This is a genomic window from Citrobacter sp. wls711 (assembly GCF_005281055.1).
Taxonomy (GTDB): Bacteria; Pseudomonadota; Gammaproteobacteria; order Enterobacterales; family Enterobacteriaceae; genus Citrobacter; species Citrobacter gillenii.
Genome location: NZ_SZXC01000022.1, coordinates 159,248 through 183,233, shown reverse-complemented (window position 1 = coordinate 183,233; position 23,986 = coordinate 159,248). Strand labels below are relative to the sequence as shown.

The 23,986-nt window shown below is 48.4% G+C and carries 28 protein-coding genes, 1 tRNA gene and 4 pseudogenes; 14 read left to right on the top strand and 19 right to left on the bottom strand.

Annotated elements, in window-relative coordinates:
- Positions 1–375 (top strand): tail fiber assembly protein (locus FDW98_RS08510; protein WP_249935699.1); only part of this gene is annotated, 375 nt, incomplete at its 5' end.
- Here the strand turns inward: FDW98_RS08510 and FDW98_RS08505 are convergent.
- The 8 genes from FDW98_RS08505 to FDW98_RS08465 all read right to left on the bottom strand — a co-directional run bounded on the left by FDW98_RS08505 (position 338) and on the right by FDW98_RS08465 (position 4,936).
- Positions 338–1,174: a hypothetical protein gene (locus FDW98_RS08505; protein WP_226794612.1), complete on the bottom strand. Its 837-nt coding sequence runs from the start codon at positions 1,172–1,174 to the stop codon at positions 338–340. The two genes, FDW98_RS08510 and FDW98_RS08505, sit on opposite strands and share 38 nt — an antisense overlap.
- Positions 1,175–1,315: 141 nt before the next feature.
- A complete protein-coding gene (locus tag FDW98_RS08495; protein ID WP_096756312.1) occupies positions 1,316–1,594 on the bottom strand; it encodes a phage tail assembly protein in 279 nt (92 codons plus the stop codon).
- A 1-nt stretch (position 1,595) separates the two neighbouring features.
- Positions 1,596–1,967, bottom strand: coding sequence for a phage tail tube protein (locus FDW98_RS08490; protein ID WP_096756311.1), 372 nt, complete (start codon positions 1,965–1,967; stop codon positions 1,596–1,598).
- Between the two features lie 3 nt (positions 1,968–1,970).
- Entirely contained in the window at positions 1,971–3,473 is a 1,503-nt protein-coding gene (locus FDW98_RS08485; RefSeq protein ID WP_096756310.1) for a phage tail sheath subtilisin-like domain-containing protein, read from the bottom strand.
- Positions 3,470–3,661, bottom strand: a complete 192-nt coding sequence (locus tag FDW98_RS08480) for a DUF2635 domain-containing protein (protein WP_096756309.1) — start codon at positions 3,659–3,661, stop codon at positions 3,470–3,472. The genes FDW98_RS08485 and FDW98_RS08480 overlap by 4 nt, the downstream gene beginning before the upstream one ends.
- Before the next feature lie 3 nt (positions 3,662–3,664).
- The gene (locus tag FDW98_RS08475; protein WP_096756308.1) at positions 3,665–4,210 is read right to left on the bottom strand and encodes an ATP-binding protein; all 546 of its coding nucleotides are present in this window, start codon (positions 4,208–4,210) and stop codon (positions 3,665–3,667) included.
- The gene (locus tag FDW98_RS08470) at positions 4,207–4,566 is read right to left on the bottom strand and encodes a hypothetical protein (protein ID WP_096756307.1); all 360 of its coding nucleotides are present in this window, start codon (positions 4,564–4,566) and stop codon (positions 4,207–4,209) included. Before FDW98_RS08470 ends, FDW98_RS08475 begins: the two co-directional genes overlap by 4 nt.
- 4 nt (positions 4,567–4,570) lie before the next feature.
- Positions 4,571–4,936, bottom strand: coding sequence for a hypothetical protein (locus tag FDW98_RS08465; RefSeq protein ID WP_096756306.1), 366 nt, complete (start codon positions 4,934–4,936; stop codon positions 4,571–4,573).
- A gap of 30 nt (positions 4,937–4,966) precedes the next feature.
- On the opposite strand from FDW98_RS08465, the pseudogene FDW98_RS08460 reads away from it, so the two are divergent.
- Positions 4,967–5,263: pseudogene (locus FDW98_RS08460) on the top strand (ATP-binding protein); the annotation flags it as partial.
- Positions 5,253–6,500: a two-component system response regulator PgtA gene (gene pgtA, locus FDW98_RS08455; protein WP_096756305.1), complete on the top strand. Its 1,248-nt coding sequence runs from the start codon at positions 5,253–5,255 to the stop codon at positions 6,498–6,500. The pseudogene FDW98_RS08460 and the gene pgtA, both read left to right, overlap by 11 nt.
- Before the next feature lie 51 nt (positions 6,501–6,551).
- On the opposite strand, the gene FDW98_RS08450 is transcribed toward pgtA, so the two are convergent.
- Positions 6,552–7,091: a DUF2058 domain-containing protein gene (locus FDW98_RS08450; protein WP_096756304.1), complete on the bottom strand. Its 540-nt coding sequence runs from the start codon at positions 7,089–7,091 to the stop codon at positions 6,552–6,554.
- Positions 7,092–7,200: 109 nt separating this feature from the next.
- A tRNA-Arg gene (locus FDW98_RS08445) sits at positions 7,201–7,275 on the bottom strand.
- Between the two features lie 195 nt (positions 7,276–7,470).
- Here FDW98_RS08445 and FDW98_RS08440 point away from each other — a divergent pair.
- Positions 7,471–8,643 carry a site-specific integrase gene (locus tag FDW98_RS08440; protein WP_096756303.1) on the top strand — a complete coding sequence of 391 codons (1,173 nt, stop codon included), beginning with the start codon at positions 7,471–7,473 and terminating at the stop codon, positions 8,641–8,643.
- A gap of 50 nt (positions 8,644–8,693) precedes the next feature.
- A complete protein-coding gene (locus tag FDW98_RS08435; RefSeq protein WP_096756302.1) occupies positions 8,694–9,689 on the top strand; it encodes a YiiX/YebB-like N1pC/P60 family cysteine hydrolase in 996 nt (331 codons plus the stop codon).
- Between the two features lie 19 nt (positions 9,690–9,708).
- Here FDW98_RS08435 and FDW98_RS08430 read toward each other — a convergent pair whose 3' ends face one another.
- The 6 genes and pseudogenes from FDW98_RS08430 to FDW98_RS08410 all read right to left on the bottom strand — a co-directional run bounded on the left by FDW98_RS08430 (position 9,709) and on the right by FDW98_RS08410 (position 12,742).
- The gene (locus tag FDW98_RS08430) at positions 9,709–9,894 is read right to left on the bottom strand and encodes a DNA-binding protein (protein WP_170975200.1); all 186 of its coding nucleotides are present in this window, start codon (positions 9,892–9,894) and stop codon (positions 9,709–9,711) included.
- A 117-nt stretch (positions 9,895–10,011) separates the two neighbouring features.
- Positions 10,012–10,188, bottom strand: a pseudogene (locus FDW98_RS08425) (dATP/dGTP pyrophosphohydrolase domain-containing protein); the annotation flags it as partial.
- Entirely contained in the window at positions 10,184–10,852 is a 669-nt protein-coding gene (locus FDW98_RS08420) for a DUF2303 family protein (RefSeq protein WP_096756301.1), read from the bottom strand. The gene FDW98_RS08420 and the pseudogene FDW98_RS08425, both read right to left, overlap by 5 nt.
- A 43-nt stretch (positions 10,853–10,895) precedes the next feature.
- A complete protein-coding gene (locus tag FDW98_RS08415) occupies positions 10,896–11,255 on the bottom strand; it encodes a hypothetical protein (RefSeq protein WP_000005081.1) in 360 nt (119 codons plus the stop codon).
- Positions 11,256–11,267: 12 nt separating this feature from the next.
- A complete protein-coding gene (locus tag FDW98_RS23385) occupies positions 11,268–11,420 on the bottom strand; it encodes a hypothetical protein (RefSeq protein WP_162875782.1) in 153 nt (50 codons plus the stop codon).
- A 248-nt stretch (positions 11,421–11,668) separates the two neighbouring features.
- Positions 11,669–12,742 carry a RelA/SpoT domain-containing protein gene (locus tag FDW98_RS08410; RefSeq protein WP_096756300.1) on the bottom strand — a complete coding sequence of 358 codons (1,074 nt, stop codon included), beginning with the start codon at positions 12,740–12,742 and terminating at the stop codon, positions 11,669–11,671.
- Between the two features lie 647 nt (positions 12,743–13,389).
- Between FDW98_RS08410 and FDW98_RS08405 the strand changes: the two genes are divergently transcribed.
- Positions 13,390–13,581, top strand: a complete 192-nt coding sequence (locus FDW98_RS08405; RefSeq protein WP_096756299.1) for a hypothetical protein — start codon at positions 13,390–13,392, stop codon at positions 13,579–13,581.
- A 443-nt stretch (positions 13,582–14,024) separates the two neighbouring features.
- On the opposite strand, the gene FDW98_RS08400 is transcribed toward FDW98_RS08405, so the two are convergent.
- Positions 14,025–14,663, bottom strand: coding sequence for a LexA family transcriptional regulator (locus FDW98_RS08400; RefSeq protein WP_096756298.1), 639 nt, complete (start codon positions 14,661–14,663; stop codon positions 14,025–14,027).
- A 110-nt stretch (positions 14,664–14,773) separates the two neighbouring features.
- Here FDW98_RS08400 and FDW98_RS08395 point away from each other — a divergent pair, with 110 nt between their 5' ends.
- The 7 genes and pseudogenes from FDW98_RS08395 to FDW98_RS08360 form a co-directional block, all read left to right on the top strand.
- Positions 14,774–14,971 carry a Cro/CI family transcriptional regulator gene (locus FDW98_RS08395; RefSeq protein WP_096756297.1) on the top strand — a complete coding sequence of 66 codons (198 nt, stop codon included), beginning with the start codon at positions 14,774–14,776 and terminating at the stop codon, positions 14,969–14,971.
- Between the two features lie 28 nt (positions 14,972–14,999).
- Positions 15,000–15,506 carry a YmfL family putative regulatory protein gene (locus FDW98_RS08390; RefSeq protein WP_096756296.1) on the top strand — a complete coding sequence of 169 codons (507 nt, stop codon included), beginning with the start codon at positions 15,000–15,002 and terminating at the stop codon, positions 15,504–15,506.
- Between the two features lie 481 nt (positions 15,507–15,987).
- Complete coding sequence (locus FDW98_RS08380; RefSeq protein WP_096756294.1) at positions 15,988–16,263, top strand: NUMOD4 domain-containing protein; 276 nt, start codon at positions 15,988–15,990, stop codon at positions 16,261–16,263.
- Positions 16,256–17,785, top strand: a complete 1,530-nt coding sequence (locus tag FDW98_RS08375; protein WP_096756293.1) for a DEAD/DEAH box helicase — start codon at positions 16,256–16,258, stop codon at positions 17,783–17,785. The genes FDW98_RS08380 and FDW98_RS08375 overlap by 8 nt, the downstream gene beginning before the upstream one ends.
- A complete protein-coding gene (locus FDW98_RS08370) occupies positions 17,782–18,753 on the top strand; it encodes a toprim domain-containing protein (protein ID WP_096756292.1) in 972 nt (323 codons plus the stop codon). The genes FDW98_RS08375 and FDW98_RS08370 overlap by 4 nt, the downstream gene beginning before the upstream one ends.
- Entirely contained in the window at positions 18,750–19,367 is a 618-nt protein-coding gene (locus FDW98_RS08365) for a recombination protein NinG (protein WP_096756291.1), read from the top strand. Before FDW98_RS08370 ends, FDW98_RS08365 begins: the two co-directional genes overlap by 4 nt.
- A pseudogene (locus FDW98_RS08360) lies at positions 19,364–19,843 on the top strand (MT-A70 family methyltransferase); the annotation flags it as partial. The gene FDW98_RS08365 and the pseudogene FDW98_RS08360, both read left to right, overlap by 4 nt.
- Here the strand turns inward: FDW98_RS08360 and pgtB are convergent.
- Together pgtB and pgtC are read right to left on the bottom strand one after the other, a co-directional pair.
- Positions 19,832–20,953 (bottom strand): annotated as a pseudogene (gene pgtB / locus FDW98_RS08355) (two-component system sensor histidine kinase PgtB); the annotation flags it as partial. The pseudogenes FDW98_RS08360 and pgtB sit on opposite strands and share 12 nt — an antisense overlap.
- The gene (gene pgtC / locus FDW98_RS08350) at positions 20,950–22,173 is read right to left on the bottom strand and encodes a phosphoglycerate transport regulator PgtC (RefSeq protein WP_135912847.1); all 1,224 of its coding nucleotides are present in this window, start codon (positions 22,171–22,173) and stop codon (positions 20,950–20,952) included. The gene pgtC and the pseudogene pgtB, both read right to left, overlap by 4 nt.
- Before the next feature lie 391 nt (positions 22,174–22,564).
- On the opposite strand from pgtC, the gene pgtP reads away from it, so the two are divergent.
- Positions 22,565–23,956 (top strand): phosphoglycerate transporter PgtP, encoded by a 1,392-nt coding sequence (pgtP, locus tag FDW98_RS08345; RefSeq protein WP_096756290.1) that lies wholly within the window; start codon positions 22,565–22,567, stop codon positions 23,954–23,956.
- The last annotated feature ends 30 nt before the right edge of the window (positions 23,957–23,986 follow it).

Here is a 23,986-nt window from a genome sequence, read left to right as displayed (position 1 = left end):
GACAACACTCCCGATGACAAAATACCGGGTAGTGTTGTGCATATCAGCGACGACGAAGGCCAGCGAATTTTAGACAGCCAAATTAATGGTCAGATTCAGCCCGATGATAATGGTTTTCCTGTTCTGGTGCCGTATCCAGAATTAACAAAAGATGAGCAGCAGGAGCGCGCCGAGCAGAAACGACAGACACTGAAATCAGTCGCTGATACCGAAATTTCATGGCGGCAGGATGCCGTTGATGCAGGGATCGCGACGGAAGAAGAAACCGCCGCGTTGTCTGAATGGAAAAAATACCGGGTACTTTTAATGCGCATTGATACAGCGAAACCCGTCTGGCCTACACCTCCGGGGGTAACCCATCCCATGAAGCACTGAGTTCGTTCATAGTACCGTTAATGTCACCGAGCTCTTTGTTAAGTTCAGGATCAATTGTTAGCCCAAACTCATCAGATTTAGCCAGTAGCGTTTTCATGCGCTCACCTTCACGCATTAACGCCAACATTTCTGGCGTCAGCCCAAGAGCATCGGCTACGGACTTTTGTTGCTCAGGCCGCAACGAAGGGAAGACACGAGCAATCTCCTGTAATGTTTTTAGCGTATCAACAGAACCATCATTATTTTTCTGTATCTGAACACCGATCTGTGCGAGCGCACCAAGTACCTGCCCATTCGCTCCACTGGCGGCTTCTTTCAGCGTTTTCGCCATACCATCGATAGAAGCATTGGCACTTTCACTATCAGCGCCAAGGATGCGCATCGCTCCAGCAAGTCGGGAATAATCGTCTACACGCATACCAGCATTCTTTGATGAAACGTCCAGGTTATACGCTTCCCTGGACGCTTCGCGAAAACCGTAGGCGACCTGTTTAAGCCCGTACCCTGCAGCACCAGCAATACCGAGTGAACCCAACTTACCAGATAGCTCCCCAACCATTTTCAAGGGAGGAACCATATCCCCGATAAGCTGCACGTTGTCCCTGGCCGTTTTAGACAGATTTTCAAAACGTGAAATGAAGCCATTCAGCCCATCAACTGTTTCCTGCCCACCTAACTGAAGCCCTTCTTTCGTTCTATCGAGTTTAGGTTCAAGCCCACGGATAGCTTCATTGATACGGTCAATAACATCACTGACCTGATCATTAGCCACCAGCTCAAAATCAAAGACATTACTCATCGTCTTCAGGTTTCCTGAGTTTGTTGATCCGGGATGCCTGGGCTATCCACCATTTCAATCGGGCGCGGGTCATTCCCCACGCCCTATCTTCTGTCCATCGAAAGTAAAACGTGACGTCAGCGGCTGCTTCTTGCCAGGCTGTTAGGGCTTCCAGGTCAAAAAACTGAGTAAATAATCCTCGCACTTGCGAAAATCAATGAAGTCCATTGGTTGAAGCACACTTTCACGAGTGCCGGTAACCAGTGCAATGAGCAAGCGCATTGCGGCAAGCGACGTTGAAGATGTCTGTTTTTCATAAAATTGTTCAGCCTGACTGAGCGTTGGCGCTTTCAGCTCCAGTTGCGTATAGCTGATTTTCTGCGTCAAATCCTCAAGAGGAGCCGTCAGTTGAATAGTTTTTACTCGCTCAATTTCTGCCATATCAGTTCTCCGTTACTTCCCGGCCTTCCCAGCGAACATCAAAAACTGCATCTTCGCTTTCCACTTCCTGAACGTTTACCGTCCAGAGCCCTTCACCAATAATCGTTTTACCATTTGCCAGTTCGGCAACGATGTTGACATTGGTTTGCTCGCCAAAACCCTGGACGTTAGTCCCGCCGCTATCACGTAAGCGGGCTGAAATGTAAGGTGCTACAGGCTTTTCTTTGTACCCATGAACGCCATCCATCCCAGATAAGGTAGTGCGGTTTACCTTAGACACCTGATATTTAAAGGAGCCTTCCACCATCACCGTCACACCGTTAACGGTGACGTACGCGGTCCCCGCCAGGCGGTTAGAAGTATCACCTGCCATCGTTTAAGCTCCTGTTGATTCAGCACGAGTGCGGAACTGGTTGAGTAACGCGAAAACACGTAGCTGGTTAATGAGAGTTCCCGGCCACAACACATCAACGCGGTTAGGGTTTTTGGCGTTCTGCTCAACAATAATGTTTTTAGCAAATGCCTCTTTGTCTTGTGCATACCCGTTCCACACCAGCTTTCCGTATTCGGCGATCTGATCAGCTTTGATAATGTTCGGGGTAACAATCGCAGCACCAGGAGCAAAGCGAGTACCATCAGCAGCCAGCTTCATCCGCCCAAACTTGCTGGTTACTGCTGTTCGAAGGTAACGAGTGACAAACATCAGGCTGAAAAGTGTTTCAACTTCCAGATAACTATCATCCGCATCGCCGTATGCATTTTTTTGATAAGTGGTGATCAGGTTTTCAATACGAACCGTACCGTCATCATCAACCGTGAAAGTAGAAATGCCGCTGTACAGCAGATTGTTACGCTCTGTCAGTTCAAAACGGTCCTGAAGTGCTGGAGCCAGCACACCCAAAATAGCCAGGGATTGAACAGGACGCCCCGGATCATTACGCAAGCTGACAGCCGCAGCGCCTGTATATCCGGCAGACCATAACCAGGTTGGTGATGGTGATTTGTTGACGCCCATCAGGGTTTCGTGCTGGTTGTTACGCACCTCTCCTTTTGTGCCTAATTGAGCATAGGTCCCGGCGGTAGTACCGAAAGAATGCCCATAGAGTTGTTTATCCCATGCCCAGCGACCACTGATATCGGATAAGAAGGCTTTCATTGCATCCAGAGAACTGGTGTCATCATATGGGTTCACGATGAAGTCAAAAGTACGGTCCTGAAGGTTTGCCAGCGCCCCGGTAAGATCGGGGGCTCCTGCGCCGTCGTGCATAGCAGTAATGGTCAGTTCCAGACCTGCTGGTGTGCGTTCATCACCGGGAAGACCGAGATAATTCAGGCGAATATCAATACCATTGCCAACCAGACCGCGGTTTTTAGCCGTCAGTGTGATGGTTTCAGTTGCCGCGCTGGCTGTCACCGGGAGGATATTTTTAGTATTAATTGCAGCGGCCAGAGCCGTAGCAATTGAAGCAACAGTGTCCGTTGCCACAACGGTAAGCTGAATCCGCTCACCAGCGATGTACAGTGAAATAACACCGGTTGCCGTTGGTGCGCTGGTGACCTTAATCGAACCCGTTGCAACAGTCATCGAGTCAGGGTCTTCTTCCAGTGGCAAAATCCAGACTTCCGCTGCTGTATCGTTTTTCTGATACGCCGTCATCATGGCGTGAAGGATACTGCCTTTCCCGGCAAGCTCACCGACTGTATCAGGAGAGGAAACGCGTTCAGGAATACCAGCTGTTGCTGAGCCTGAAGCCAGCATCCCACCGATAAGTAGGGTACGCTGCGTTGCTGTGGCGTTATTCGCCATTGAGTTATCAAACTCAACGAAAAATAGCCCGACCCGCAGATTATCGGGAACACGAGCGAATGGAACAGTCATTCAGTATCTCCCTCATTTTTTTGTGAATCGCCTTTTGCAGCGGCTTTCGGCTTCGCCACAACCACATCACCATCACTCAGGCGGCGACGCCAGAAGGTATTATCCGGGACTTCTGCGCCCTCTTTCGGCAAAGAGGTGCCCTTAACGGGGCAGCGAACGCTGAGCCCATTATTCGGTTTTACAAACATGATTTACTCCTGAAGGTTGATACTAATCCCAGGTTGCGGGGTGCCATCTGGCATTACGATCGTGATATCCATACCCTCCAGGGGAACCGTTTCAACCGGGTAGAAATCTTCCGGCCCCTGGTAATGTTCGATATCAATTTCATACAGCAGCTGGCCCATATGAGCCTCACCGTCTGCATCAACGTTGATTGTTGAGCGAACTTCAGCGTACTTTTGTATTTTCCGGGTCAGTTCATAACTGTTGATGACTGCTCGCTCTACCTGCTCACGCAAGTCTTCCAGCGCCACTTCTGCGCGCATCGCCCCATCATCATCCGTTTCACCGTCATACTCCTGTACCCGACCAGTAATACGGACAGTTGTCACAGTAGTGAAGGACGGCGTATTTCGCCCCATCGCCTTTTTATGGTCGAAAGGGGTCTGGATGAGTAGGGCAGGATATTCCACCGGAGATGTAGGCCAGTCACGCGGAGAAAAGACACGAGCAGCCGCGTCTGTGGTGTTGGTCAGAGCCAGAACCACCATCTTTCGAATGTCTGAAGCATTCATCGTTGTTTCGCTACGTTAAGTACAAGTTTCGATCCGCCATGGCTATCTGGCTCAACGTTCATCACGACGAACAACTGATTAACAGGCTTTCCGCCTACGGTTTTAATTAACACACGATCGGATACCACCGGGAGTGCTCTGCCTAAGTTTATGAACTCCGCATCGCGTACCCCGAGAACCGGGTTCGTTGTATTTATTGCTGAATCACCGTCAAGATTTTCAGTCACGGCAGCATAACCACGATCGAAAATTCCGTTAATCAGAAAAGGGGTACCGCCTTTAGGACGGTACTCATGCTCATCGCCAAAAATGCCATGTAACGGGCTTAAGAGATGTAAATCCCAGTCCACCCCCATGGCATTACCCCGTAGTGACAGTTACCGCAGGCTTCGCAGCAAGAACGCGCTGACGCAACACGCTGACATCAGCGATAATTCCGGCGTTCAGAAGACGTTCCGCATCTTTCCCTGTTACCGGGATGATGGTGTTCTCACGATAGACTTCACCGTTATGGCGAATGCTATTTCCCGTAAGAACAACATATTCAGGATCAGCGCTCTCTTCCTCATCAGAATCATCCCCCTCAGAGCCTGCGCTTTCGCCTCCAGCGTTGAGAACGTCGGCGGCGATAACCTCCGCCGAATTGATACCTTCAGCATTCAGATCGTTAACAACATCTTCAGCATTTAATTCAGCTGCGGCAGGCTGTTTGGTTGTTTTTGACATATCACACCACCGTTGCACAGAGAGATGCGTTCAAACGCGCTCGACGCCTGTCCGGCTACGGCTAAAATTGAGGTGAGCTGGCGGGCTCAGGGCAAAACGCTGTGCGTATTGATCGCTGATAACGGACCCGGTTGGCCTCAGGCGTTGTTACCGTCGCTATTGAAGCCATTTACGACCAGTAAGGATGTGGGTCTCGGCATTGGTTTGTCGATTTGTGTATCGTTAATGACGCAAATGAACGGTGAGTTACGCCTGGCGTCGACGCTGGAGCGCAATGCCTGCGTAGTCCTGCAATTCAACCTGACGGATGTAAATGATGTTGAGTGATGAATGTTCTGTTCTGCTGATTGATGACGATGCCGATGTGCTCGATGCTTACACGTTATTGTTGGAGCAGGCAGGATATCGCGTCCTGGCCTGTAACAATCCGTTTGACGCCAGAAATCTGATGCCTGCCGACTGGCCAGGGATCGTATTAAGCGATGTATGTATGCCAGGCTGTTCGGGGATCGATCTGATGACTCTGTTTCATCAGGATGATAATCAACTGCCGATCCTGCTGATCACCGGGCACGGCGATGTCCCGATGGCGGTGGATGCAGTGAAGAAAGGCGCATGGGACTTTCTGCAAAAGCCGGTCGATCCTGGCAAGCTGCTGGCGCAGGTTGAGGATGCCCTGCGTCAGAGGCGGTCCGTAATTGCGCGTCGTCATTACTGCCAGCAGAAATTACAGGTTGAACTGATCGGATACAGTGACTGGGCAACGCAATTCCGCCAGCGGCTACAGCAACTGGCAGAAACGGATATCGCCGTCTGGTTTTATGGTGAACCCGGAACAGGACGCATGACGGGCGCGCGGTATCTGCATCAGCTTGGGCGCAATGTCCACGGGCCATTTATACGTGCAGACCTGACATCCGGAAATGCGGTTCAGCTCAACGCGCTCATTGATCAGGCTCAAGGGGGAACGCTGGTACTGAGCCATATTGAATGCCTGACGCGCGAGCAGCAGCACCATCTGGTGCAGTTGCAAAGTCAGGAGCGGCGTCCTTTTCGCTTGATTGGGATCGGGGAGACGTCCTTGGTGGAGTTGGCGGCAACCCACCAGATTGTGGCAGAACTCTATTATTGCTTTGCCATGACGCAAATCGCCTGCCAACCGCTGTCTCTGCGCCCGGACGACATCGAGCCGTTATTTCATTACTACCTGCATAAAGCCTGTCTGCGGTTAAACCATCCCGTGCCTGAAGTCGACGGGGAATTGCTAAAAGGCATGCGGCGACGAGTATGGTTGAGCAATGTACGGGAACTGGCAAATGCCGCAGAGTTGTTTGCCGTCGGGTTACTCCCGTTGGCTGAAACCGCCAACCCGCAGATGCATATGCCCGAGCCGACCCCGCTGGATCGTCGGGTAGAAGAGTATGAACGACAAATCATTACGGAAGCGCTCAATATTCATCAGGGGCGGATTAATGAGGTGGCAGAGTATCTGCAAATTCCGCGTAAGAAGCTGTATCTGAGAATGCGAAAATACGGGCTGAGTAAAGAGCACTATAAGTTCTAGCGCTCATCGAAATATTCGAACGGAGGCCAGAAAATCATCTGGCCATATCTCTTACCACATCAAATCATCAGGTACGACAAAGTCAGCGTACGGGTCATCTTCGTCCTTATCTTCCTGGCTCAGTTCGCAATTTAAGACAATGTAGCTGGCGTCACGCTGCGCGATCTTATCGGCAACCACCGCCGGGATGATGGCGTATTCGCTCTCGCGATCACTTTCAGCGGCCAGACGCGCAATGGCAAGACGCCCCTTGATTAACTGAGTCTGGGTAACTTTATCAACGTAGATTTTTTTAATCAGATTGTTGTCGGTAAAGTTATAACCAATATCGCCTCTTGAAATGGTGATTTTATTCATTTCAATCAGCTGCTTAATCTGAGCTTTGTATTCTTTCGACAGGGCAGCTTGCTTTTGCTGCTCACTGAGTTGCTTATCACGCTCAACCTGTGCTTTTTTATTTTCTTCAACCGCCTCTCTGGCCTCACGCGCCTGAACGCGCGACTTTTTCGCCGTTCTTTGCACCTTCGCCATTTTTTTACTGGTGACTAAGCCAGCTTTAAGCATCTGCTCTTGTAGGGTGAGTTTTGTCATGTTCGTTTCTAAATCCAGTAAAAAGAGTTCTCAGGATTATACCCTTAACGTCCGGGGGGATGCCAGATTGCGGGGAGTTGCAAAGCGTCGGGGATAAAATGGAAGGCTATGGTGTCCCCTGCAGGAATCGAACCTGCAACTAGCCCTTAGGAGGGGCTCGTTATATCCATTTAACTAAGGGGGCATATATCTAACTGATTTTCAAGCGTTCAGCTCGATTCGCATGTTATCCTATCATTCCCCGTATCATCAAGCATTTCATTCCTTTTATTTTCTATCCTTTCTTATCTTTTCGCTTAGAAAATCACTTCGTTCACTTGCCATTGCGTACAGATTGAGTACAGAATGCTGAAATTCAGTGTGTACAGGATACAGAGCCGTGGCCCTCAGTGATACCAAACTTCGCAGCATCAATGCTAAGCCCTACAGCGGCGCACCCGAAGTCACAGATGGTGACGGGCTAAGTGTACGCATAACCCCTACCGGAACAATTACATTTCAATTTCGTTACCGTTGGAATGGTAAGCCAGTTCGCCTTACTGTTGGCCGATACCCTGCTATGTCTCTCAAAGAGGCTCGCGTTGTTGTTGGAGAGATGCGTGAATTGTACCTCAAGGGGCTAAACCCTAAAAATTATTTCGCCAAAGAAGATGGAGAGCTCACGCTCAAAGAGTGTCTCGATCAGTGGTGGACCAAGTATGTTGAAACGCTGAAACCTAATACACAGACGCTCTACAAGTCAGTTGTGTACAACACCATGTACACAGAATTTCCAGATGCACCGGTAGTGAATATTCCTGTTTCGGCTTGGGTAAGGTTCTTCGATAAGCAGGAAAAGAAAAACGGGAAAAAGGCGCGAGTGCTGCTTCTCCAACTCCGATCCGTTATGAATTGGTGTGTAAGTAGACAGTTAATCGCTTCATGCGAAGTCTTGAAGCTCAGCGTTAAGAACATAGGCAAGAAACCTGATGTCGGTAGCCGGGTTCTCACCTATACCGAGTTGGCAAAAATATGGTTAGCGCTGGAAAACAACAAGATCGTTACCTCTAACAAGGTACTTCATCAGCTTCTGTTGCTTTGGGGGGCAAGGTTGTCGGAACTTCGCCTTGCTACCGCCAGCGAGTTCAATATGGATGATCTGATTTGGACAACGCCAGCTGAGCATTCCAAGATGGGAAATGTGATTCGCAGGCCTGTTTTCGATCAAGTAAAGCCATTTGTGGAAAGGCTGCTTAATTCAGGTAACGATGTTCTCTTTCCCGGTCAGGAACTGGACAAGGCCATAGATCGTTCGTCAGCAAATCTCTACATGAAAAAGTTAAGGGATAAAATTGATATACCAGAATGGCGAACGCACGACTTCAGACGTTCTCTGGTAACGAATTTGTCAGGGGAGGGGGTTATGCCTCATGTCACTGAAAAGATGCTGGGGCATGAACTGGGAGGGGTGATGGCTGTGTATAACAAACACGATTGGCTGGTGGAGCAGAAAGAAGCATATGAGCTTTATGCCGAGAAGCTTATGTGGCATGTTAAACACTTGGCTGATTGATTTTTTTACTTGTTCAATCTGGTTATATATTTAAATAATGGAGTGCAAATATGTACTTAATGCCAGGCGATGAACTTGAAATAGGCGATATAATATTAACTTCAGAAAACACCGCAGTGAGCAAGACGGTTAGGTTTGCTACGCAAAGTGAATTTTCACATGCAATGCTGTACGTTGGTGATCATAGTTACATTCACTCGGATGCGAATGGGGTACACTCTGGTAATTTACAACGTCTTTTGTTTCCGTCTAAGGGAAACGTGGCTATTGTAAGGGTGAATTGTAACCTAAGTGAAAAGGAAAAGGCTTGTGATTTTGCTAGATCTAAAATTGGAACAAGTTACTCTGTAAAAGAAGCAGTGAATGCAAAGTTAAAAATACCAAAAAAAGCAAAAGAAAATCGGCAGTATTGTTCAAGACTTGTAGTCCAGTCATATGATTATGCAGATGTTTCTCTCGTTAAAAATATTAATTATTGTACCCCGCAAGATATAATTGAATCTGAGAAAGTATCCTACACTGCAATTGTAGCTAGAATGGCAACGAAACAAGATATTAAGTTTGCAAACGAAAGAAATCCGATTCAAAGGCAAACGGAAATAACTAATTCTATATTGCAAAGCGTCAGGTGTATTACGGGGAAAGATATCCAAACCCTAGAGCAGGTAATTGAGTACGTTATTTTATTTCCGAATTATGATGAAAGTATATCTAAGGTGTTTAAAGATTCTGGCTATTTAGATATGTGGAAGTATGAGGTTGAAAAAAACTCATGGCGATACGATGCTATTGGCTTTTTAAAACTCAACATACCACCAAGCAAGTTGATCGACCTTGCTTCTCATGAGTTGCAAATGGGGAGGAATAGACTTGTTAGATATCAGGCTAATTATATGCAGTATTTTCATTTGAATAAAATTCACGGTGGTGAATGTCTTGGTGAGCATGTAAAACTGTATGAGATTTTAGTAAGAAATACATATGATAATATAAAAGCGGCCAGCTGTGTACTGGCCATTTTATCTGAAAAACAGATGCAGGAATAATTAGATGCCCTGATTTTTATCATACACACCGATTTACTCCACCTTCTTCAATCCAACGCGTAACAGCCTTTCGACTGTAACGCGTTGGATATGTCAAAACAGGCATAGGGAAACCATGGTCTTTACGTAAACGCCATACAGCGGTTTTCTTTTTACCAAGCAGGTTAAATACTTCCTGCTCTTCCATAAAATCGGTAGTAGTCATGAGTACCTCATCAAAAATTACCGTTAAAAATACATGTTTTACATCCGCCGCGAGCACCTTCATAACAGGTATCGCAACGATCTACTTTTTTCGCTCTAACACGCTCTGGTGAGATGTTTTGATGTGTTGACGAGGTTCTCCGTCTTTCGGCTCAGGCCACTGACGTAGTTTGTTAACCGCCAGCTTTTCTACCATCGCTTGGGTAATCTGCTCATCTCTGATACCGGCACGACGTTGCGCATCCCATAACAGGAATTGCATGTCAGCCCATTCGGTAAGGTCACTTGGTTCAGCTACGTGCATCGACCTGGTAAGGAGAGCCGTTGTGGAATGGCGAAATTGCCAAGCTGATTTTTTCCGGCATTTTGGTATTACCAGAACCTGATTTTTCATCACTGAACTGGAACTGGCAGGTACCATCAGAAAGGCGTTTAACAGACTTAAACTCAGATTTACGAGTTTCCTGGAAGGCCAGCACCATTTCGAGCAGTTCTGTACCGGACGGGCCAGCGTAGGTTTCTCCGACTGGGGCAACATTTTTGATGTTGTTCTCCAGGAATTCGGCAAAGTCGATCTGGTTCATTTTGGTGTTGTCGCTAGCGGCCCACGCTTTCCAGTCATCGGAGAACGGGCAGTCGTAAACAGCTTTGTGCGTACCCCATGCCGCACTGTTCGCGTTCTGGTGAAAATCCAGAACTGCAACGATGCGCGTTTTCGTTTTATCGGCAAACACCACGGTGCGCTCGTCACGGAAGCGCTGGATATAAGCGATCAGTGAACCCGGTGAGATAAGGTTTACGTTCTGGCGGATACGGGAAGGTGCAAGCTGCAGGTGCTCCAGAGAGCTAACTTCAAAACCTTCCGGCACAACAATAGACGGGATGTCTGTTTTGGTTAACAGCGTGGATGCCGCCAGATCACGAATTTCTTGTACGGCTGAGCCTTCAATTTGAGACATTGAATATTTCCTTATCAGATTGGAATGATTTGTTTGGTGGGTATTACTGGGCCAGCTTGATAGGTGCTGTTTGTGGTGCAGGTTCGATAACCTTTAAATCAAGCTGTGTCTGCGCAGGATCGTCACGAAGTAGATCGCCATCGGCGGTTGCAAACATGATGGTATCGGCGCGGTCCAGTTCAGGGATGGTTCGGGTTACTTTTGGCGTGACTTTCATGGTGTTTTCGTCACGGGTATTCAGCATGGCGCAATTGAGCGTCAGCGTAACCGCACCTTTCTTGCCAGTTTCACGGACTGCTTTAATCACTTCGGCCAGCGCTTCAGTCAGTTCAGCATCCAGTGTGCCTTTATTGATATAAGCCAGTTGCTGGCTGAATGGTGTGGTGTTCTTTGTTTCTGACATAGTTATCTCCAGTTATAAACGAGGATCGCCTTTCTGAGTGAGTAACCTGCATAACCAGCTACGCCGCCAGAAATTAGCGATTGTTTTTGGATTACGAACAGCCTGCACACCGCGAGTGACGCGCATCAGGTCGCCGTAGTAAAAATTAACGTTACGGAAGGTCATATAAGTCACCATTTGATTAGGTATCTGGCAGGAGTTGAACCCGCGCTGGGTAGGGAGTCCCAGCCGACACCGGAAGCGGACATATTGAATAAAAAGGGCGGCTATCTGTCAGAACATTATCTTCTTCCTCCTGTGAGTTGGTGGAAGACCAGATGGCCGCCAAAGAAAGTTGTTGTTCAGGTTACAGTAAATGAAGGTATATTCGATAAAAAGGCCACTTATGTGGCCTTGTGGGAATGAATAAAATGCTATCGGGACTTAGCCCAGTAACTGGAGTTCGTATAAGTATCAAATTTGTCAATGAAATACTTAGTGTCAATCAGGTAGTTCGGGTAGGCATATGATAATTTTTTTAAATCATCCATTTCAACAAATAAACCATTAGCTTCTTCATCCTTTTCAACGTCAGAGTAGGATGCTATGGCTAAATGTTTTTGGCTGTGCGCGAAAACCTGAAAATAAATATGGTTGTTCTTCAGTGCAATGATAACAAAACCACCTTTTCTATCCGAAAGGTTTAGTTTTTTATCTGAGAATAGTCTATTGAACGAACGTAGTTTATCAATCGCATTTAGTTTTTGGTTAAGGCTTATTAGTCTTTCTTTTATTCTGTTTTTATCTGTTGGGGCTATGAATATAAATCCTTCCTCATCAGCGATAAATTCACTCATCAGTTGGAAAAATTCAATCCAGGACGGGTTTGATTCAAAGGGATTGGTTTTAAGGGCACGTCCCTCACATAAATCTACAACCTCTACTGTGGTAGCCCACAAATGCTGGAGCTTTGTTCTTAGTTGTACTTCTATATCAAACCCTTTCCACTGATGGGTTTCATTTTTAGCATAACAACTATAAATCCTATGAATACCTCGGTACCCAGTCTGTTTTGGAAATTTTATATAATCTTTAACCTTAGATTTATGTGTGGTTCGACTTTTATCTAGTGATGAGTCTAATAAAAGTAACTCATACCGGTTATCGACGATGACTCGGCAACCACCAATGTCACTCATTCGGGTTACAGCTATAGAATTGGGCGTTTTTCCATCAAGAGTTTTACGGCGTAGCTTATCAATAATGGTAGGAAGACGTTTCAATCTACGTGCAATGATAGCATTTTTGTTTATTTTCTGTGCATGCTTCCACACTAGATTTTTAATGATCATCAGTGGGTAAAGGTGAGCTGCTCTATACTGCTGGATAATCTCGATTGATTTATCGATATCACCATTTCCTTTTCGTATGCACTCCCCTGCTTTCTTGACCTGGGATTTAGTGTACTCAAGTATGATTTTTCCTTTCTCATATTGTGCATTTGCCATTGGAACGCCTTCAAGTGACCGCTTGGATAGTGGCACTATAACCCCCTGAAATGATTGACACAAAGGAACAGAATGAATGTGTGCATTTCGTCTGGTTTCTAAGTGTTCACAAAGCTTTTGACATCGAAACTGTGGAAATGTTTTGGCGGTGAGATGGCCGGCGCTTATCTTCGGCTTGCCTCTGAGGGCTGCAATTCATCACACCCCAAAGCATTCCTATGGTCTTAAGGCTTTTTTGGTATCGTTGAATGTGAGAACATATGGATGCTGAGAATTCATTCAGCAGACTACCCGCAAGGGTAGGCGTGGAAACGTAAATGACCCAATATGATTACTTAATCATGTCATTGCTGCTGAGTCATTGTGAACCAGTTACAGCGACACTGATTTTCATCACTATGTTAATCGTGAAGAAGTACTGCTCATAATTTCTCACACATCCTCCCGGGTAACCGGGAGGAACTTCTGTCAACTGCATCTACTTACGAAGTGAGCAGATAGCATCACTAAGTAACAGCGCTTCCCCTTCAAGACATGCAGTATATTCCTTGTATGTTCGTTCTCTCATGGTTCGCAGGCTCCTCTCTTTTCACTGTTAAAGTAATACCGTAGACTTAAACATCAACGGTTAAGATAAGGAGGTTTTTATGTCTAAATTCACATCAAAAGAAGTTGCACTGGCATTTATGCAAGCTAATGGCACAGGAATGAAAGCTGATGATTTTTTAGTTCAACTAATTGATAAGGAAAAGGAATTTGAAGAGCTTCTGTCAAAGGATGACCTCAAAAAATTTTTGAAGACTAGAAAGGTGGAAGCTCTTAAGAAGTTTGTCTCCTGATAGTTTTTGATAGCATACACTGCTAAAAGTATTTCACATCATATTTAGCCCAGCCCACTCGATGAATGGGCTGGAATAAATCATTAGTTCAGCGTCGACTTCTCGCCAGTGTTGCCCATTCTCACGCCGTTCTCGCTCTCGCGCGGGGATAACCTCACACCAACCGGATCGCGCCTGGTGCTACGCCACGTTTACGTGTAGGGGTCTAAACAGGTCATTGACGCTGTAAGTGTTCATATTGTTAAAGAGCGGCGCGGTGCTATGCGCATCTGGCAACGAACACTAACCGTTATGGTTGTTTCGGTTTGTTCGCTGTTCGTGATATTGAGTTTAATCTTTCAAACCAACCTGTCAATGGTTTTGTTTGAATGTTTAAACAAAATAAGATGGGACGAAAAAAAACCAGCACGAGGCTGGTTTGTTTAGAAGGGAGTTTTAATAGTTTAAAGCAAATCCATTTCTACGCGTACACAGACACCTACAATCTCACAGGTAGAGTCAATCGATATGGGTTGGAATGCTGGATTCAACGGCATTAAGTAGACATTTGGGCCGTCAATAGCCAGTTTTTTAACTGTGGTTTCATTGGTCCCGTTAATACGAGCGACAACGATTCTTCCATTTGTTGCTTCTACTTCTGGGTCAACTATAACGATCGAGCCATCAGGGAGTGAAATCCCACTACCTGAAGGTGCAGACATAGAGTCACCGGATACTCGCAAGGAGAATGAATAAGGTGAGACCTTCGCGGTAGTCTCGATCCATTGAGTAACTTCTTCCCAATTACCTTGAATCATCTCTTTCCAGTTACCTGCCTGTACTGATGAAATTAAAGGAACTCGACGTCGCAGGTCGGGGCCGGGTTCAGCATTACCAGTAGTCTCTTCGATTAAACCACCTTCAGTTAACCAGCGCTCGCTCACACCAAGAACATCTGCAAGTTTGCTTATAAATTTTGCAGACGGTTCAGTCCCACCGTTAACCCATTGGCTTACAGTGCCCTTTGATGCTCCAGTAGCCGCCATAAGGTGGGTACTTTTCAGCTTTAACGCTTTCATGCGCCGCGCAATGCGGTCGCTCATGCTTTCAGTGTTCATGTTTAAATAATCAAACAAAATGGAGTTTAAAATCTTGACTATTTTTAGTTTGAAACGTTAAACTTCTTTCCATTGTTCTTACCTCGGAGAGGGAAATGTTAAAGCGAGACCTGATTAACCATTTTGGAACGGCGACAGCTGCTGCAAAGGCGCTTGGGGTTTCTAAATCGACCGTAAGCCTTTGGAAGGAAGTTGTTCCTTGGCAATACGCATTGTTAGCCGAAAAGCAAACAAACGGAGCGCTGGCCTTTGACCCTAAGTCATATGGCAAGACTAACGAATCTGCAGCGTGACAGTAACCACAGCATTAAGAGGTGAGTCGTGGGTAATCAACCAGAGTGGAAAGTAGAACGACAACCGGCATGGCTGGTGGCTGCAATCAAAAAAACGATTACTGGTTTGCCTGGTGGGTATGTCGAAGCCGCTGAGTGGTTGGGTGTGACGGAGAATGCTCTGTTTAACCGCCTCAGAACGGAAGGCGACCAGATTTTCCCTCTCGGGTGGGCCATGGTCTTACAGCGTGCTGGAGGTTCCAGCTACATAGCTGATGCCATTGCCAAACACTCTCAGGGGGTCTTCGTTCCTCTGGCCGATCTTGATGATGTTGATTACGGCGATGTCAATCAGCGCCTGATGGAGTCAATCGAGTGGATTGGCAAGCACTCTCAGTACATCCGAAAGGCCACAGCAGACGGCGTTATTGATGCTGACGAACGGGCCCAAATCGAAGAGAACAGTTATCAAGTGATGGCTAAGTTGCAAGAGCACTTGACCCTGCTGTTTCGCGTTTTCTGTGTTCCCGAGGATGCCGTCCGTCCCCCTGACTGAATAGTCGATCGCCCAATGCGCTAATCGCGCCGGAGGGCCAATGCACCAAAACGAATTTAACTACATAGCCCTACCTGCGTCCTTTTCACGTGAGGACGGGCCATGGATACGAGAGAAGCTGGCAACACTGCCCGTAGGAGTACGGGAAAAAATCGCTTTAGCGTACTCGCAAGCGTGGCAAGAGGCGTTTGACACAGAACCGGTTTCATTCCGGAAAGATAACGCAGCCAGGCGAACGGCTAACCGCCGTTTACGTGAGTTTTGCACGAGGTATACCCCGGCTGTTCAGGGTTATACGTCGCTCCCACCAAGGGTTTGATTTTTTAGTCTTGGGTTTGGGGGAAAGGGGGCGGTGTTGGGTTTAGCCCGAAGGGCTGGAACAGCTTTACCAGAAGAAGCAGATCTAACAGATAGATCACTGTATGGGGTTAAAAACGTCGCTCGGAAATCCAGACGTTTAGCCATCCAAAGGAGTTGAAAGATGAACTATTCAGACGTTAACGAAAAATGGGCTCCAGTGCCGGTAGAGCTTTACGCAAAAGCGTACGAAGTGAGCTCACTGGGACGTGTACGCAGCATCCCACACCTTGCCAATTCTGAATATTTTATTCGCCATATCCACGGCGGCTTCCTGAAAGGCCGGGAACGCAAAGACGGCACTAAAACCGTTACGCTGTCAATACAGCGCCAGCGCACCAAGTTTGTGATTGCTGAGCTGGTGGCTATGGCCTTCGGGGAGGTATCAGCCAATGCTTAACATCCAACCCCGCGAAAAACAGATCGTCGCGTTGAATATGCTGCGCGGCGCTTGGAAGAAAAATAACTCCTTCATGCTGTATGCCCCGGTTGGGTTTGGGAAAACGGCGATTGCTGCACTGATTGCTGACGGCTTTGTTAGTCGTCAGATGCGAGTAATGTTTGTGGCCCCGTATACCGTTCTGCTGGACCAGACAGCGGCACGATTCATGGAATATGGCCTTCCTGGCGAAGAGATCAGTTACGTCTGGCGTGATCATCCGTCATACAACCCGACTGCGCTGATTCAGATCGCCAGTGCCGATACGCTTATTCGTCGTGAGTTCCCGGATAACATCGACCTGCTGATCGTTGATGAAGCCCACCTGAAGCGCAAAAAGCTGCTGGAGGTCATCGACAACCTGAACCGCAACACAAAAACGAAGGTGGTCGGTCTTTCCGGTACGCCTTTCGCCAAGTTTCTGGGCAATTACTATCAGTGCCTCATCAAACCTACGACGATGAAAGAGCTGATCGCTATTGGCGCACTGAGTAAGTATGAATTTTACGCTCCCTCACATCCTGATCTGACTGGGGTGGAAACGTCATACGTCTCTGGTTATGGCAGTGACTACAAAGAAGGCCAGCTCAGCAAAGTCATGAGCGAAGCCAAGCTAGTTGGCGACATCGTGAAAAACTGGCTGGAGAACGGGCAGGACCGCCCAACAATCTGTTTCTGTGTTGATGTAGCCCATGCGAACTACGTCACGATGGAATTTGCTTGTGCCGGGGTAACCGTTGAAGTCATGACGGCAAGCACACCCCATGAAGAACGCCAGTTGGTGATCCGCCGATTCGAACAGGGCATTATCAAAATAATCGTGAATGTCGGTGTGCTGGTCGCCGGGTTCGACAGCGATGTTCGCTGCATCATCTTTGCCCGTCCGACCAAAAGTGAAATTCGCTGGATTCAGACGCTGGGTCGCGGCTTACGCGCTGCCCCTGGCAAAGATCATTGCCTCATCTTCGACCACAGCGGCACGGTGAACAAGCTGGGCTACCCGGACGATATTGAATATGACTACCTCCCATCGTCATCGGACGGCATGGAAGAAGCTCCCCAGCGCGTCGTAAAAGCCGATGAAGCGGAGAAATTGCCGAAAGAATGCAGCCAGTGCCACTTCGTTAAACCAGCGGGTATTTATATCTGCCCTAAATGCGGATTTAAGCCACTCGCCGGGGAAGACGTTGAAACGGATAAATCCCGAGGGCTGACAAAGGTCAGCAAAGCGGAAGTTAAGTACACCACTGAGCAGAAGCAATCATGGTGGTCACAAATTCTTTTCTATCAGCGCACCCGCGCAGCGCAGGGACGACCTGTCAGTGACGGCTGGTGTGCTCATACCTATAAACAAAAATACGGCGTATGGCCTCGGGGGTTACACCACACCCCACAGCAAACCACACCTGAAGTATCGAATTTCATCAAATCAAAACTGATCGCATTTGCTAAGCGTAAAGAGAACCAGGGAGAAGCGGCATGAATACCAAGAAAGCAGCAATAGGCCGCTGGGCAGAAATTTATAAACACTTTGGTCTTCCTGGCATTACCGGGAAAAACCATCTCAAGGGGGAATGTCCTCTGTGTGGTCGTACCGGGAAATTCCGCTGTGACGATAAAAATGGTACCGGGTCTTATATCTGTGTGTGTGGCTCTGGTGATGGTTGGACATTACTAACAGCTAAGACAGGGAAAGAGTTTAAGGTTCTGGCATCTGAAGTGGATCGGCTGATCGGAAACGAATATACCTCAGACCGTACCACCACAAACCCAGCGCGTACCTCGCTGGCGCAGCAGCGTGAAAAGGTAAGTCGTAAATTTGCAAAGCTCACCCCGCTACGCGGTACTGGTGCTGAAGGCTATCTGAAAGGGAGGGGAATTAACTCCCTTCCGGTTGAGAGCATCAGATACTGCGACAAACAGCCCGTAGACGGGAAAAATCTCCAGGCTATTTATGCGCTGGCTACAGATGACAAAGGAGAGCTTTGCTACCTGCACCGCACTCTGCTTGACGGGGATAAAAAGGCCAAAACCGAAGGCTCGGCTAAAAAGATGATGAAGCTGCAGGAAGATAGCTACGTTGAGTACGCCAAATCCGTAGCTATTCGTTTATTCCCCGTAGCCTCGACACTCGGCATTGCAGAAGGCATCGAAACAGCGCTGTCTTGCCATCAGATCACCAAGTGCAACACCTGGGCAACGATGAACACTGCTTTCATGAAAAAGTTCCGCGTTCCTGCCGGGGTAAAGAACCTCATTATTTTTGCTGATGCCGACGCGAACGCCGCTGGTCATGCCGCTGCTTTTGAATGCGCAACTGCAAACCTCCACGCAAAAAACGATCTGGAGACTGTCTCCGTCCGCTGGCCTGCCCAGGGGGATTTCAACGACCTGCTGAACAATGGCTCCGAAGTCTACGAGTGGGTATTTCACAGAGGGATGAAGCAATGAAAAAGCCGGTAAAGGCAAAGGTGAAAACCTACAAGCCGAAGGTATGCGCTCAGTGCGGGGAAACCTTCACACCTACTCGTAACCTTCAAAAAGTGTGTGGCCCTCGTTGTGCCATTGACTACAACCGAGCGCAAAAAGCTAAAAAAGCCGCACAGGAGAGCAAAGCAAGCCTGAAGATTCGCAAGAAGGCGCTCCAGCCTCGTGGGTATTTTGTTAGTAAGGCGCAGACGGCGTTTAACGCTTTCATCCGCGAGCGCGATGAGGGGAAACCTTGCCCATCCTGCGGGAACTACCATCCTCCAATGATATTCGGTGGCCAGTGGGATTGTGGGCACTTTCTAAGTGTTGGTGCACGGCCTGAGCTCCGGTTCGAAGAGATGAATGCTCACCATCAGTGCAAAGCTTGTAACGGTGGCGCTGGGCGCTTCACCGCTAAAAACAAGACGGTACATGAACGCTACAGAGCAACGCTGATCGAATGGTTTGGTCTTGCGCTGGTGGAATGGCTGGAAGGTCCGCACGAGGCGAAGCACTACTCACGAGAAGAGCTTGAAGATATTGCGGCTACTTACCGCCGTAAAACCCGCGAACTGAAAAAGCAGAGGGCAGCATGACATACGACCTTATCTACTGTGATCCTCCGTGGGAATACGGCAACAGAATCAGTAATGGTGCGGCCTGTAATCATTACAGCACTATGAGCATGGAAGAACTTAAACGCCTTCCAATATGGAAAGTGGCTGCTGAAAACGCTGTTCTGGCGATGTGGTACACCGGGACCCATAACCGCGAGGCTGTAGAGCTGGCTGAATCATGGGGATTCCGTGTCAGAACGATGAAGGGCTTTACGTGGGTGAAGCTGAATCAGAACGCTGCTGATCGCTTCAATAAGGCGTTGAGCACTGGAGAACTAGTGGACTTCTACGATCTGCTTGAAATGCTGGACCGTGAAACCCGTATGAACGGTGGCAACCATACCCGCAGCAACACCGAGGATGTGCTGATTGCTACCAGAGGAACGGGCTTACAACGAGCCAGCGCAGCAGTAAAACAGGTTGTGCATACCTGCCTTGGCGAACATAGCGTAAAAACGCTTCACCAGTCGGGAGCGGATAAAGTAGTGGTTGAGCGTCCAGGCGAGCAGCAGCGCCAGCAGCGTCGCCAGCAGAATCAGCCCGCCGCTGACGCGAACAATCTGCTCCAGGCGCTGATTAAAGCTCTGCATTTGCTGATGACTGCTGCCCAGTTGCGCCTCAAGCAAGGTACGAAAGCGCCCAAGCGTCGCTTCTCTGGCGTGATTAGCATCAACGAGGGCCTTTTGCGCCGCCACGTAGTCGCGCATTGTGTCGGGCATTTTATTTTTCATCATGCCAATTTCCAGCAACTCATCAATAGTTTGGCGCAACGTTATGGTACTGGGCCAGTCATCCAGCGTACGGATATTTTCATCCGCCGTTGTTTTCAAATTTGCCAGATAACGAATGTGGGTCTCCACCAACATACCGTCATCGCTACCGGACTTCAGCTCGTTCAGCCTGTCACGCAGATCGTCGACGATTTGATTCTCAATTCTCGCCAGTGTGTAAACCTGCTGCTGTTCGTTTTGCACTTCCCGGGCACGTTTCAGGTATTGCGCCGCATCACCATTTTTGGCCTCAATTTGATCCAGCAGTGTTCCCTGTTGCCAGGTAAAATCCTGCACCAGTGAATTCAACTCGGTCGTAAAATCATCATGCAGCCAATCTATGCGTGCAGACAATTCACTTACTTTTTCTCGCACCAGAAACATGTTATAGAGCACCCTGTCCAGCTCCGTCATCAGGGTACGGCTGTCTTGCAAAATGACCGCCAGTTGCTGCTGTTCCGCGGGCTGCAATCCACGGCTTAACGCCTCAATCTTATCCAGATGCTGGATTATCTGGTTGCGCAGTTGCAGTCTTACCGTGGTATTGGGAGCCAACAGGAACTCATTGAGCTGATCCACCACCAGGTTGAGATTGCCTTCAATTAAAAAAGCGGAATGGACGCGCGGGAAGTAGTCATCCAGCGAATAGCGGATCTGCGAGCTCTGCTCATGCCAGGAATACAGACTGACGCAACTCACGCTTAACGTCAGCAACGCCCCTGTCAGGAATGCCCCGCGCAGACTGCTGCTAATGCTAAGCTGACGAAGACGTTGCAGTAACGACCCGCCCTTCATTTTAATTCTTCCAGTTTGGCGATAGCCTGGCGCTGGTTTTTGAGAAACCATAGCTGCCATTCCATCATCTGCTGTTCAGCAACGCTTTTATTCTCGAATTGCGCAAGCCAGGCCTCATCTTCACTACTGCTGGCGTCTATCGGGACGCTGGTCAATAACGCTCGTATTTCAGGGAGTGGCCGTTTTAGCCGCGCTTCGGCGCTATACAGCGCTCGCCAGGCATCCTTCAATTGCGCGAGACGAAAACTGATGGCGGTATCAAACATCCGCTGCACCAGCTGCTGCCGCTTGAGGATCAGGCGATAATTTAGTGGTGGCTGGTCCATCAGAATGGCCTGCTGAGCAGCACGCGGATTATCGGCGGGCAACCGCGTGACCGGATATTTCCCGGTATTCGCATCGGCAAGGATCCGCTGCCCTTGAGGACTCAATAAATAGCGAATAAAACGACGGGCTTCACCGGCATGCTGGCTATTGTTCAACACCGCCACATAAGTTGGCGACACCGCGGAATGCGGAAAATAGTTAAACGCCAGATGCGGGTCGTTGAGCAGCAGATTGGCGTAATTATCAATCACCGGCCCAGCGACGCCCAATCCACTCTTAATTTTGTCGGCAACGCCGAAACTGCGCGAGGAAATCGTCACCAGATTGCCGGCACTCGCCAGCAGCGTCGCCCATCCTTGTTCCCACCCTTTTTGTTGCAGCAGTGATTCCACCATCAAATGGTTGGTATCCGAACGTGACGGGCTACTCATCAACAGCGCGCCCTGATACCGGGGGTGCGTTAAATCCCCCCAGTCAGTCGGAGCCGGTAAATGCCGCGCCGCCAGCGCAGAACGGTTAATCAACAGGCCAAAACCTGATATTGCCACCGCCACGGACGTAGAACGGATGGACTCCGGCACCAGGCGTTGACTCTCTGGCAGCGCATTATCAAACGGAGCCAGCTTCTGATGCTCCTGCAAATGCTGCAACAACATGGGAGAGGAGGTCAAAATCAGATCAACATTGTCCGCGTTCGCCGTATCGAGCAGTTGTTCCAGAGAGGCACTGGTGCGGTTTAGCGTACGAATCATGACCGACCCTGGCTCGGTTTGCCATTGCTGGATAATCCATGCCGTCGCGCCAGGGGAGAACGTCGTGGCCATGACGAGCTCTTTACCCTGTGCCTGGCTGGCCGTAGACAGCAACGTAAAACAAAGCGACAGGATGATCATCCGCCCCTGGTCGCAAAGCCTGTTTGTGATCCCGTTCATAAATACCAACATGTTCGAAAAATAATATTGAGACAAAACTTACCCGTTTACCCCAACTCAGGGGAAAGGTAAGGTGGTTATAAAAATAACCAAGCCGAAAGCGAAAGCATGGGTACAGAATACCTTAAATTACCGATTAAAATTGTTAGTACCCGCACATGCTGGCTATAAATTCCCGCTAAAAATAAAAAACACACACCTCTGTTAATTTAAAAGAGTCAAAATTAGTCATTCTTTGGTTAAGTTGAGTCAATACTGACACATTTCATCGAGTTGAATTCCATCACCGTTTATTTCACCCTGCACAACGAAAACTCCTGATATTCACATCAATATAAATTTAGGTGATGATATGCTTTCAATATTTAAGACAGGGCCATCGGCAAATAAAGTCCCGCCGGAGCAAGTCCAGGCGACATATGGTCGATACCGGATGCAGGCGCTACTTAGCGTATTTCTCGGCTATCTTGCGTACTATATTGTACGTAATAACTTCACACTCTCTACGCCGTACCTGAAAGAACATCTGGATCTCAGTGCCACCCAAATTGGTCTGCTCAGCAGTTGCATGTTGATTGCCTACGGGATCAGTAAGGGTATTATGAGCAGCCTGGCCGATAAGGCCAGCCCCAAAGTCTTTATGGCATGCGGTCTGGTCTTGTGCGCCATCGTGAACGTCGGGTTAGGTTTCAGCACCGGATTCTGGATATTTGCCACACTGGTAGTGTTCAACGGCTTATTCCAGGGGATGGGCGTTGGCCCCTCATTTATAACTATTGCCAACTGGTTCCCACGTAAAGAACGCGGACGCGTTGGCGCCTTCTGGAATATCTCGCACAACGTTGGCGGCGGTATTGTCGCCCCGATTGTAGGCACCGCTTTTGCCATTCTGGGTAGCGAACACTGGCAAAGCGCCAGCTATATTGTCCCCGCCTGTATCGCCGTGTTATTTGCCTTTATTGTTCTAATGCTGGGTAAAGGTTCGCCACGTAAAGAAGGTTTACCACCGCTGGAAGAAATGATGCCGGAAGAAAAAGTCGTGCTCAACGCCCGACAGGTCACCCAGGCACCGGAGAATATGAGCGCCTTCCAGATCTTTTGCACCTACGTGCTGCGTAATAAAAATGCCTGGTATGTCTCTCTGGTGGACGTGTTTGTCTATATGGTGCGTTTTGGCATGATCAGCTGGTTGCCGATTTACTTGCTTACCGAAAAACACTTCTCAAAAGAACAAATGAGCGTGGCATTTCTGTTTTTTGAATGGGCGGCCATTCCTTCCACATTGCTGGCCGGTTGGCTTACCGACAAGTTGTTTAAGGGTCGCAGGATGCCGCTGGCAATGATTTGTATGGCGCTGATCTTCGTCTGCCTGATCGGCTACTGGAAAAGTGAATCCCTGGTGATGGTAACTATTTTCGCCGCCATTGTCGGTTGCCTGATTTACGTTCCTCAGTTCCTGGCATCCGTGCAGACCATGGAAATCGTCCCCAGCTTCGCCGTCGGTTCAGCCGTAGGGTTACGCGGATTTATGAGCTACATTTTTGGTGCATCACTAGGAACCAGCCTGTTTGGTGTGATGGTCGACAAAATGGGCTGGCACGGGGGATTTTACCTACTGATGGGGGGGATCGTCTGCTGCATCGTGTTCTGCTACTTGTCTCACCGCGGCGCGCTGGAGTTGGAACAACAGCGAAAAGATGCCCAGCAAGAGGAAGCGGCTTTAGAGCTTGCTGATGCCCGGTAATCTGTTCCAGGTCGATAAAAAAGTGCCAGC

Excerpts from the sequence above, each read along its gene's own strand:
- FDW98_RS08505 (WP_226794612.1), bottom strand. The coding sequence starts at position 1,174 with ATGAGTAATGTCTTTGATTTTGAGCTGGTGGCTAATGATCAGGTCAGT.
- FDW98_RS08495 (WP_096756312.1), bottom strand. The coding sequence starts at position 1,594 with ATGGCAGAAATTGAGCGAGTAAAAACTATTCAACTGACGGCTCCTCTT.
- FDW98_RS08490 (WP_096756311.1), bottom strand. The coding sequence starts at position 1,967 with ATGGCAGGTGATACTTCTAACCGCCTGGCGGGGACCGCGTACGTCACC.
- FDW98_RS08485 (WP_096756310.1), bottom strand. The coding sequence starts at position 3,473 with ATGACTGTTCCATTCGCTCGTGTTCCCGATAATCTGCGGGTCGGGCTA.
- FDW98_RS08480 (WP_096756309.1), bottom strand. The coding sequence starts at position 3,661 with ATGTTTGTAAAACCGAATAATGGGCTCAGCGTTCGCTGCCCCGTTAAG.
- FDW98_RS08475 (WP_096756308.1), bottom strand. The coding sequence starts at position 4,210 with ATGAATGCTTCAGACATTCGAAAGATGGTGGTTCTGGCTCTGACCAAC.
- FDW98_RS08470 (WP_096756307.1), bottom strand. The coding sequence starts at position 4,566 with ATGGGGGTGGACTGGGATTTACATCTCTTAAGCCCGTTACATGGCATT.
- FDW98_RS08465 (WP_096756306.1), bottom strand. The coding sequence starts at position 4,936 with ATGTCAAAAACAACCAAACAGCCTGCCGCAGCTGAATTAAATGCTGAA.
- pgtA (WP_096756305.1), top strand. The coding sequence starts at position 5,253 with ATGTTGAGTGATGAATGTTCTGTTCTGCTGATTGATGACGATGCCGAT.
- FDW98_RS08450 (WP_096756304.1), bottom strand. The coding sequence starts at position 7,091 with ATGACAAAACTCACCCTACAAGAGCAGATGCTTAAAGCTGGCTTAGTC.
- FDW98_RS08435 (WP_096756302.1), top strand. The coding sequence starts at position 8,694 with ATGTACTTAATGCCAGGCGATGAACTTGAAATAGGCGATATAATATTA.
- FDW98_RS08430 (WP_170975200.1), bottom strand. The coding sequence starts at position 9,894 with ATGACTACTACCGATTTTATGGAAGAGCAGGAAGTATTTAACCTGCTT.
- FDW98_RS08420 (WP_096756301.1), bottom strand. The coding sequence starts at position 10,852 with ATGTCTCAAATTGAAGGCTCAGCCGTACAAGAAATTCGTGATCTGGCG.
- FDW98_RS08415 (WP_000005081.1), bottom strand. The coding sequence starts at position 11,255 with ATGTCAGAAACAAAGAACACCACACCATTCAGCCAGCAACTGGCTTAT.
- FDW98_RS23385 (WP_162875782.1), bottom strand. The coding sequence starts at position 11,420 with ATGACCTTCCGTAACGTTAATTTTTACTACGGCGACCTGATGCGCGTC.
- FDW98_RS08410 (WP_096756300.1), bottom strand. The coding sequence starts at position 12,742 with ATGGCAAATGCACAATATGAGAAAGGAAAAATCATACTTGAGTACACT.
- FDW98_RS08405 (WP_096756299.1), top strand. The coding sequence starts at position 13,390 with ATGTCTAAATTCACATCAAAAGAAGTTGCACTGGCATTTATGCAAGCT.
- FDW98_RS08400 (WP_096756298.1), bottom strand. The coding sequence starts at position 14,663 with ATGAGCGACCGCATTGCGCGGCGCATGAAAGCGTTAAAGCTGAAAAGT.
- FDW98_RS08395 (WP_096756297.1), top strand. The coding sequence starts at position 14,774 with ATGTTAAAGCGAGACCTGATTAACCATTTTGGAACGGCGACAGCTGCT.
- FDW98_RS08380 (WP_096756294.1), top strand. The coding sequence starts at position 15,988 with ATGAACTATTCAGACGTTAACGAAAAATGGGCTCCAGTGCCGGTAGAG.
- FDW98_RS08375 (WP_096756293.1), top strand. The coding sequence starts at position 16,256 with ATGCTTAACATCCAACCCCGCGAAAAACAGATCGTCGCGTTGAATATG.
- FDW98_RS08370 (WP_096756292.1), top strand. The coding sequence starts at position 17,782 with ATGAATACCAAGAAAGCAGCAATAGGCCGCTGGGCAGAAATTTATAAA.
- FDW98_RS08365 (WP_096756291.1), top strand. The coding sequence starts at position 18,750 with ATGAAAAAGCCGGTAAAGGCAAAGGTGAAAACCTACAAGCCGAAGGTA.
- pgtC (WP_135912847.1), bottom strand. The coding sequence starts at position 22,173 with ATGATCATCCTGTCGCTTTGTTTTACGTTGCTGTCTACGGCCAGCCAG.
- pgtP (WP_096756290.1), top strand. The coding sequence starts at position 22,565 with ATGCTTTCAATATTTAAGACAGGGCCATCGGCAAATAAAGTCCCGCCG.